Annotated in this window: 8 protein-coding genes; 5 read left to right on the top strand and 3 right to left on the bottom strand. The window is 68.6% G+C overall.

Annotated elements, in window-relative coordinates:
- Nucleotides 1–208: sensor histidine kinase N-terminal domain-containing protein (locus tag D180_RS13615; protein ID WP_043090983.1), on the bottom strand; the 208-nt coding region annotated here is incomplete at its 3' end.
- Nucleotides 201–905, bottom strand: a complete 705-nt coding sequence (locus D180_RS13610) for a response regulator transcription factor (RefSeq protein WP_017913227.1) — start codon at nucleotides 903–905, stop codon at nucleotides 201–203. The genes D180_RS13610 and D180_RS13615, both read right to left, overlap by 8 nt.
- A 222-nt stretch (nucleotides 906–1,127) precedes the next feature.
- Here D180_RS13610 and D180_RS13605 point away from each other — a divergent pair, with 222 nt between their 5' ends.
- From D180_RS13605 to D180_RS13585, 5 genes are all read left to right on the top strand, one after another.
- The gene (locus tag D180_RS13605) at nucleotides 1,128–2,318 is read left to right on the top strand and encodes a porin (RefSeq protein WP_017913226.1); all 1,191 of its coding nucleotides are present in this window, start codon (nucleotides 1,128–1,130) and stop codon (nucleotides 2,316–2,318) included.
- Nucleotides 2,319–2,449: 131 nt separating this feature from the next.
- Nucleotides 2,450–3,775 (top strand): CitMHS family transporter, encoded by a 1,326-nt coding sequence (locus D180_RS13600; protein WP_017913225.1) that lies wholly within the window; start codon nucleotides 2,450–2,452, stop codon nucleotides 3,773–3,775.
- A 111-nt stretch (nucleotides 3,776–3,886) separates the two neighbouring features.
- Nucleotides 3,887–4,627: an acetoacetyl-CoA reductase gene (gene phbB, locus D180_RS13595; RefSeq protein ID WP_010344527.1), complete on the top strand. Its 741-nt coding sequence runs from the start codon at nucleotides 3,887–3,889 to the stop codon at nucleotides 4,625–4,627.
- A gap of 252 nt (nucleotides 4,628–4,879) precedes the next feature.
- A complete protein-coding gene (locus D180_RS13590; protein WP_017913223.1) occupies nucleotides 4,880–5,911 on the top strand; it encodes a LacI family DNA-binding transcriptional regulator in 1,032 nt (343 codons plus the stop codon).
- A gap of 173 nt (nucleotides 5,912–6,084) precedes the next feature.
- Nucleotides 6,085–7,443, top strand: coding sequence for a diguanylate cyclase (locus D180_RS13585; protein WP_017913222.1), 1,359 nt, complete (start codon nucleotides 6,085–6,087; stop codon nucleotides 7,441–7,443).
- Between the two features lie 84 nt (nucleotides 7,444–7,527).
- On the opposite strand, the gene D180_RS13580 is transcribed toward D180_RS13585, so the two are convergent.
- Nucleotides 7,528–8,874 (bottom strand): MFS transporter, encoded by a 1,347-nt coding sequence (locus tag D180_RS13580; protein ID WP_043090984.1) that lies wholly within the window; start codon nucleotides 8,872–8,874, stop codon nucleotides 7,528–7,530.
- Nucleotides 8,875–9,103 lie beyond the last annotated feature (229 nt).

The following is a 9,103-nucleotide window of genomic DNA, read 5'->3' as shown; positions in this document are numbered from 1 at the left end:
CCTGCCACTGACCGCCGGCCAGCGCCACCGAGTCGACGATGGATAGTGCCGAGGACACCAGCAGGTGGTCGTAGGAGCGGTTGGCGGCACGCTGGCCGTAGTCGCGGGCGACGAAGAACAGCGCCACCGCGCCGAGCAGCGACAGCGCGCCCAGGTAACGCAGCAGCGTGCGCCGGATCGACGGCGCCGGCGGCGCGGCCTCAGCCATCGCCGTCCGCTGCCGCCGGGTCCGGCGGCGACGCGGCCGCCTCCAGCTTGTAGCCGACGCCGCGCACGGTGACGATGCGCAGCGGCGCGTCGGCCAGCTTCTTGCGCAGGCGCCCGACGTACAGTTCGATCGCATTCGGCCCGGCCTCGTCGTCGAAGCCGAACAGGCCGTTGCCGATCTCGTCCTTGCCCACCACCTGGCCGAGCCGGCCAATCAGGATCTCCAGCAGCCGATACTCGCGGTTGGGCAGTTCGATCGGCGTGCCGTGCAGGCTGACGCTGTGCGCGGCGTTGTCGAAGGCGAAACCGCCGAGCTGCACCACCTCGCTGGCCTGGCCGCGATTGCGCCGCAGCAACACCCGGCAGCGCGCCTCGAACTCGCGAAAGTCGAACGGCTTGCCCAGGTAATCGTCGGCGCCCACGTCCAGCGCCTGCACCCGATCCTCGATGCCGTCGCGCGCGGTCAGCATCAGCACCGGCGTGGTGTCGCCACGCTCGCGCAGCCCGGCCAACACGCGCAGCCCATCCAGCCCGGGCAGACCGATGTCCAGCACCACCAGATCGAAGCGCTGGTAGCGCAGCACCCCGGCCGCACTCAAGCCATCGCGCTGCCAATCCACCGCATGCCCGCTGCGGCGCATGCGCCGCACGATCGCATCGGCGAGATCGGCGTTGTCTTCTACCAGGAGCAGGCGCATTGGAGGCCGGGAATGGTGAATCGGGAATGGGGAATGGAAACAGCAACGGCAGAAGCCTAGCGCATCCAGGAACGTGCTTTTTCGATTCCCCATTCTCGATTCCCGATTCCCCACCGCCGACAGGTCGTTGACAGCTACGTCCGACTAGGCTGCGTCCATGCCGGTCCGCGGCCGTTGCGGACGGACCGATCCAATCGCTGCGACACGCACCTGGGAGGGGACGTGGAACTGAAGACTCTGACATGGGGCAGCGCCTGCGCGCTGCTGTGCCTGGCCGGTTCGGTGCACGCCGCCAGCGACGACGACGGCCCGGTGACCGCCGAACTCGGCGGGCGGCTGCACTGGGATTTCGCCCACTTCGACAACGACCGGCGCGGCACGCCCAATCCCGACGACACCGAGATCCGCCGCTTGTGGCTGGACGTGTCCGGCAAGGTCTTCGGCTTCGGCTACAAGGTCGAAGGCGATTTCGCCGGGCTGCAGGACGACTTCAACGGCAAGGGCATCGAGGCCAAGGACGTCTACCTCACCCGTAAATTCGATGCCGGCACGCTCACCGTGGGCCAGTTCAAGCAGTACTTCACGCTCGACGACCGCACCGGCTCCAACTTCGGCCAGTTCCTGGAGCGCAGCGGCGCGGCCAGTACGCTGGCGCCGCTGTACCGCAAGGCGGTGTCGTGGCAGGCCGCGGGCACCGACTACACCTGGGCGGCCAGCGTCTACAGCCTGCAGAGCATCGACGTCTCCAACGTCCGCGGCCACGCGTTCGGCGGCCGCGGCACCTGGGCGCCGGACGCGCGCGACGGCGACGTGCTGCATCTGGGCCTGTCGCTGGCGCACGAGCACTACGACCATCCCGGCGCCGGCGGTGCGCCGGCGCTGAGCATCCGCCCGCGCCCGGCCGGGCACCTGTCCGACGCCAGCCGCGTCACCCTGGCGCGCTTCGCCGACGGCCGCGACACCGACGTGGACAAGTGGTCGCTGGAATACGCGCAGGTGCGAGGGCCGCTGTCGTGGCAGGGCGAGTTCAGCGGCGGGCTGTTCGACGACGGCGCGCAGCGTGCCGACGTGATGGCGGCCTACGGCTTCGTCAGTTGGTTCGCCACCGGCGAATCGCGCCGCTACGACAGCAAGACCGGGCGTTTCACCCGCATCAGGCAGGTCAATCACAACTACGGTGCCTTCGAACTGGCATTGCGCTACGACCGCATGTGGGGCGAGCAGCACCGCGACGGGCAGCCCGATCTGCTCGACGCTTCCACCGCCTCGTGGACGCTGGCCGGCAACTGGTACCTCAAGCCGAACCTGCGGCTGATGCTCAACCTGATCGACAGCCGCAACCGCGACCACCTGGCCGGCGTGACGCTGGACCATACGCGGGCGATCACTGGGCGCTTTCAGTATGACTTCTGAGTGCCGGGATTGGGGAATGGGGATTCGGGATTCGCAACGGCGGGATCGTGCGATGTGACGTCTGGTCGGCCTCTTTTCGGATCCCTGATGCGGGGTCCATCTTCTTTCATGCACTGCCCTGAGGAACTTCCATGCTGACCGCGCTCGGTTTCGGAATGGTCATTACCTTCATGTACCTGATCATGAGCAAGCGGCTGTCGCCGCTGGTCGCGCTGATCATCGTGCCGATCGTGTTCGCGCTGGCCGGCGGCTTCGGCACCGGCATCAATGAGATGATGTTGGAGGGGATCAAGAAGATCGCGCCCACCGGCGTCATGCTGATGTTCGCGATCCTGTACTTCGGGGTGATGATCGACGCCGGCCTGTTCGATCCGCTGGTGCGGCGCATCTTGCGCCTGGTCAAGGGCGACCCGATGAAGATCGTGGTCGGCACCGCGGTGCTGGCGCTGCTGATCTCGCTCGACGGCGACGGCTCCACCACCTACATGATCACCGTCTCGGCGATGCTGCCGCTGTACCGGCGGCTGGGCATGAACGCGCTGAACATGACCTGCGTGACCATCCTCGCCGGCGGCGTGATGAACCTGACGCCGTGGGGCGGCCCGACCGCACGCGCGGCCACCGCCCTGCACGTGGACCCGGCCGACGTGTTCGTGCCGCTGGTGCCGGCGATGGCGCTGGCGATCGTCGGCATCCTGCTGCTGGCCTGGTACCTGGGCATGAAGGAACGCCGCCGCCTCGGCGTGGTGACGCTGCCCGGCGATGCCTGGATGGACGGCAGCGTGGCCGACGACGGCGAGGCGCTGCCCACCGTGGAGGATGCCGAGGACATCAAGCGGCCGCGGCTGCTGTGGGTGAACCTGGCGTTGACCCTGGCGCTGATGGCGGCGCTGGTGATCGGCGTGCTGCCGATGCCGGTGCTGTTCATGATCGGCTTCGCGCTGGCGCTGCTGATCAACTACCCGAACCTGGCCGAGCAGCGCCGCCGCCTGGTCAACCATGCCGGCAACGTGCTGTCGGTGGTGTCGCTGATCTTCGCCGCGGGCGTGTTCACCGGCATCCTCTCCAACACCGGCATGGTCGAGGCGATGTCGCGCAGCTTCCTGGCGGTGATCCCCGACGCATGGGGGCCGTACCTGGCGGTGATCACCGCACTGGCGAGCATGCCCTTCACCTTCTTCATGTCCAACGACGCCTTCTACTTCGGCGTGCTGCCGATCCTGTCCGACGCCGCCAGCCACTACGGCATCACCCCGGTGGAAATGGCCCGCGCCTCGCTGGCCGGACAGCCGGTGCACCTGCTCAGCCCGCTGGTGCCCTCCACCTACCTGCTGGTCGGCCTGGCCAAGGTCGACTTCGCCGACCACCAGCGCTTCACCCTGAAATGGGCGGTGCTGGTGTCGTTGGTGTTGATGGGCGGCGGGTTGTTGTTCGGCCTGTTTCCTTTGGCGAAGTGAGCGCCGCCCGGGATTGGGGATTGGGCATTGGGGATTCGTAGAAGCTACCGCCCGCGCGCCCGTCCAATCCCGACTCCCCAATCCCGAATCCCAACTCCGAAGGAGTTCAACGTGACCCTCAGAATCGCCTACGTCACCAGCGGCATGGGCAGCATCGGCACCGCGATCTGCCAGAAGCTAGCGCGCAACGGCCATACCGTGGTCGCCGGCTGCGGGCCGGACTCGCCGCGCAAGTCGGCGTGGCTGCGCGAGCAGCGCGAGCTCGGCTTCGATTTCATCGCCTCCGAGGGCAACGCCACCGACTGGGATTCGACGGTGGCGGCGTTCGCCAAGGTCAAGGCTGAGGTCGGCGAGATCGACGTGCTGGTCAACAACGCCGGCGGCAGCCGCGACATGCTGTTCCGGCAGATGGGCCGCGAGGACTGGCAGGCGGTGATCGCCAGCAACCTGCATGCGCTGTTCAACATCACCAAGCAGGTGGTGGACGGCATGACCGCGCGCGGCTGGGGCCGTATCGTCAACATCGGCGCGGTCAGCGCGCAGAAGGGCCAGATCGGGCAGATCAACTACGCCACCGCCAAGGCGGCGATGCAGGGGTTCAGCCGCGCGCTGGCGCAGGAAGTGGCCTCGCGCGGGGTCACCGTCAACACGGTGTCGCCCGGCTACATCGCCAGCGCGGCGATCAGCGGCTTCCCGCCGGACGTGCTCGATCGTCTCGCCAGTTCGGTACCGCTGCGCCGGCTTGGCAAGCCCGAGGAAGTGGCGGCGCTGTGCGCCTGGCTGGCCTCGGACGAGGCCGCCTACGTCACCGGCGCCGACTACGCGGTCAACGGCGGCCTGCACATGGCCTAGTGCCTCGCCTGCCCCGCACGGCGCCACGGTTGCGCGTGCATGCAGTGGAGACGCGAGACGTGGACCTGCGCTCGACCGCGACGGATGCGCCCGCGCGCAGCCGCCGGATTCGGCAGGCAGGCACGCCGCGGCATACGCGAACAGGCATGCAGCGCGCCATCGCCGCGGCAATGCAGCCGCGGCGTGCAAAGCGCCGCGACGCCCGCCTGGCATACACTGCCGGTTCCGCTTCGTCCGTCGCGCCCGCTCCGCATGTCCGACAAACCCGAACCCGGCGCGCCCGCCGCGCGCCTGCAGATGGCCGACATCGCGCGCATGGCCGGCGTCTCCGAATCCACGGTGTCGCGTGCGCTGGCCGACAACCCGGTGGTCGCCGAACGCACCCGCGCCTACATCAAGCAGCTGGCCCGCGACGCCGGCTACCGCGTCGATCCGGTCGCACGCAGCCTGCGCTCGCGCCGCTCCAACATCGTCTGCGTGGCGGTGCCGCTGATGCACGCGCACGAGCAGCCGCTGTCGGACCCGTTCATGATGACCATGCTGGCGCTGCTGGCCGACGCGCTGACCGCGCGCGGCTACAGCATGCTGCTGTCCAAGCTGGACCAGCACCAGGATCACTGGGTCGAGGACCTGGCGCGCAACAGCCGCGCTGACGGCGTCATCATGCTCGGCCAGAGCCACGAGCACGCCTCGCTCGACGCCGCCGCGCGCGGCGGCCTGCCGATGCTGGTGTGGGGCAGCCGCATCGACGGCCAGGCCTATGCCAGCGTGGGCAGCGACAACCTGCGCGGCGGCGAACTGGCCACCGCGCACCTGATCGAACATGGCCGCCGGCGCATCGCCTTCCTCGGCGACGAGCAGTTGCCGGAAGTGGCGCCGCGCTTCGCCGGCTACCGGCGCATGCTCGACGCACACGGCCTGGCGTTCGACCCGCGGCTGCACGCGCGCAGCCACTTCCTCAGCGAGGACGCCTACCGCCTGACCCGGGCGATGCTGAAGAAGACCGACCCGCCGGATGCGGTGTTTGCCGCCTCCGACGTGATCGCCCTGGGCGCGATCCGCGCCCTCATCGAAGCCGGCCACCGCGTGCCGCAGGACATCGCCCTGGTCGGCTTCGACGACATCCCCCTGGCCGCCTACAGCCAGCCACCGCTGACCACCGTGCGCCAGGACCTGGCCCAGGCCGCCACCCTGCTGGTGGACGGCGTGCTGAACCTGATCGCCGGCACGCCGGTGGAATCGGTGGAGCTGCCGGTGAGTCTGGTCGTGCGGGAATCGGCCTGAGGCGGGGATAGCGCCGTCGAGAACGCAGCAAGGACGCCCATCTGCGCCGGTTGCTGCGGAGCGCGCGTCCAGCGCACCAGAACCCCAGTTGCAGCGGCTCCTGGCGCCCTCCCCCGCGATGCCAGCGCAAATCGCGGCACAATGGGTCACCAGGCTCCGACGACTCGTGCCGCATGCAACGCATTTCGCCCCTGAACATCGTGGACCTGCTGCTCGATGCGGTCTGCATCGTCGAGCCGGACAGCACCATCGTGTTCGTCAGCCCCGCCTTCGAGCGCATCTTCGGCTATACGCCGCAGGAGGTGACAGGCAAGCGCATGCTCGACATGGTGCATCCCGACGACCTGCCGGCCACCCGCGCGCAGGCCGACAGCATCACCGAGGGCGCGCTGCAGCTCCACTTCGAGAACCGCTACATCCGCAAGGACGGGCGCATCGCGCACATTCGCTGGACCGCGCGCTGGATCGCCGACTACAGCATGCGCCTGGCCGTGGCGCACGACATCACCGAACGCAAGTCGACCGAGGCGCTGCAGGCGGCGCTCTACGGCATTTCGGAGGCGGCCCATACCGAGCAGACGCTGGAGTCGCTGTGCAGCCGCATCCACCAGATCATCGGCGAACTGCTGCCTGCCACCAATTTTTCCGTGGCGCTGTACGACGCGTCGTCGCAGACGCTGCGCTTTCCCTACCATGCCGATGAGCACCATGCCGCACCGCCCTGCCTGCTGCTGGCCGAGGCGCCGCTGCACGCCGAGGTGATCCGCACCGGCTGCACGCTCCTGCGCGCACCCTACGCCCCCATCACGCCGGCATCAGGTGGACTGGAGCAGTCCGCGCTCGCACCGCAGCCCCATTCGTGGCTGGGCGTTCCGCTGCAGACACCGAAGGGCGTTCTCGGCCTGCTGGTGCTGCTCGGCTATTCCGAACAGTCGCACTACACCGACAAGGACCAGGCGCTGCTGCAGTTCGTGTCCACCCAGGTGGCAGCCGCCGTCGAGCGCAAGCAGACGCTGGAACGCCTGCAGCACATGGCCCAGTACGACCATCTGACCCAGCTCCCCAATCGCCAGCTGTTCCTGGACCGGCTCGAGACCGCCCTGGTGCAGGCCCGGCGCGCGCGCAGACGGCTGTCGCTGTTGTTCATCGACCTGGATCGCTTCAAGGACGTGAACGACACCCTCGGCCATGCGGTCGGCGATCTGCTGCTGCAGCGCGTGGCCGGGCGCCTGCTCGACTGCGTCCGCGCATCGGACACGGTCGCCCGGCTGGGCGGGGACGAATTCGTGGTGCTGATCGAAGGCTGCCACTCGGCCGACCATGCCACGGCAACGGCCAACAGGATCCTGGCTGTCTTCGGCGAGGCGTTCGACCTGGACGGCCACCACCTGCACGTGTTGCCCAGCATCGGCGTGGCGTTCTACCCCGATCACGGCGACGACGCCCACAGCCTGCTGGTGCATGCCGATGGGGCGATGTACCGCGCGAAGAAGGCCGGTGGCAATCGGATCGGCGTGGCGTCCATGGCATGAGCCACACGTCGCCAGGCCAGCGGCGTTCGTGCAACGGGATGGACCGCGCCGTGCGAGATCGGAGATCGCCGCTGCGGCGGCGCTTCAGTGCGCCGCGCCGCGCTTTTCCGATTCCCCATTCGCGGTTCCCCATTCCCGACGCTTCACCAACAACATCGCCACCGCGGCCGCCAGCATCAGCGCGCCGGCCAGGCGAATGACGTTGCGCGGGTCGCCCTGCAGCAGGCGGTCGTAGTACAGCGGCAGGGTCACGATCTGGATCAGCATCGGCAGCACGATGAACAGGTTGAACAGGCCCATGTACACGCCGGTGCGCTCGGGCGGGATGCTGTTGGCCAGCATCAGGTAGGGATTGCCCATCATGCTGGCCCAGGCCAGGCCGATGCCGAGCATCGGCAGCAGCAACAGCCAGCGATCGTGGATCGACGGCAGCACGCACATGCCGACGCCGGCGGCGACCAGGCAGGCGGCGTGGGTGGCCTTGGGGCCGAACCGCCGCGCCACCGGCACCATCGCGAACGCGGCCAGGAAGGCGACGAAGTTGTAGAAGCCGCCGATCTGCCCGTTGACCAGGACCGCCTCGCGGAAGCCATGCGAATCGGCCGCGGTGGTGCCGAACAGCGTGGTCGACAGCGACAGCACGATGTACTGCCAGTAACAGAACATCGCATACCACTGGAACAGCATCACCGGCGCCATCTGCCGCATCGTCGGGGGCATCTGTCGCACCGCGTCGACGATCTCGCGCAGCGTCGCCAGCGGCCCGACCGCGGCGCTGCGCAGGCGCTGCAGCTCCGCCGCCGGCAGCATCGGCTCGCGCACGCTGCGCGCGGTGAGCAGGATCGAGGCGGCGGAGAAGCCCGCACCGATCGCGAACGCGGCGATGGTGACATAGGGAATGTGGTGGGCGTTGGCCGCGTCCTGGTTCATGCCCAGCCACACCAGCAACGGCGGGGTGACATAGGCCAGGGTCTGGCCGAGGCCGGTGAACGCGCTCTGGGTCAGGTAGCCCAGCGGCCGCTGCGGCGGCGCCAGCACGTCGCTGACCAGCGCGCGGTACGGCTCCATCGCCACGTTGTTGGCCGCATCCAGCATCCACAGCAGCGCCACCGCCATCCACAGCGCCACGCTGAAGGGCATGGTCAGCAGGCACAGGCTGCACACCAGCGCGCCCACCACCATGTACGGCATGCGTCGGCCCCAGCGGGTGACGGTGCGGTCGCTGAGCACGCCGACCACCGGTTGCAGCACCAGCCCGGTGATGGGGCCGGCCAGCCACAGGTAGGGCAGGTTGGCGTGGTCGGCGCCCAGGTAGTTGTAGATCGGGCTCATGTTGCTCTGCTGCAGCCCGAAGCTGTACTGCACGCCGAAGAAACCGGCGTTGAGCGCCAGCACGCGCGAGAGCGGAAGCAGGGGACGATCGGAACGCATGAGCATCGGCATCGGCCTGGGCGGGTCGGGCACGCGGGAGGCGTGCCGCAGCGGCGGAGCGGAGTGTCGCCGCGCCTGCAATCGTTTGTAACGCTGCGCCGCACCATGCAGAATGCCTCGATCTCTCATCGATAAGGTTGGCGCAAGCGCCATTGGTGGATTTGCTGCACTGCAAATTGCAATCGATTGCGGACGACCTTATCTGTACGCCGCCGCACCCACCGTCCGC

Origin of the sequence: Xanthomonas sp. SHU 166, from assembly GCF_000364685.1 — a bacterium.
In the GTDB taxonomy this organism is placed as follows: domain Bacteria; phylum Pseudomonadota; class Gammaproteobacteria; order Xanthomonadales; family Xanthomonadaceae; genus Xanthomonas_A; species Xanthomonas_A sontii.
This window is presented reverse-complemented; position numbering and strand designations above follow the sequence as displayed.

Coding starts and splice junctions, on each gene's coding strand:
- D180_RS13610 (WP_017913227.1), bottom strand. CDS start 905: ATGCGCCTGCTCCTGGTAGAAGACAACGCCGATCTCGCCGATGCGATC.
- D180_RS13600 (WP_017913225.1), top strand. CDS start 2,450: ATGCTGACCGCGCTCGGTTTCGGAATGGTCATTACCTTCATGTACCTG.
- D180_RS13590 (WP_017913223.1), top strand. CDS start 4,880: ATGTCCGACAAACCCGAACCCGGCGCGCCCGCCGCGCGCCTGCAGATG.
- D180_RS13585 (WP_017913222.1), top strand. CDS start 6,085: ATGCAACGCATTTCGCCCCTGAACATCGTGGACCTGCTGCTCGATGCG.
- D180_RS13580 (WP_043090984.1), bottom strand. CDS start 8,874: ATGCGTTCCGATCGTCCCCTGCTTCCGCTCTCGCGCGTGCTGGCGCTC.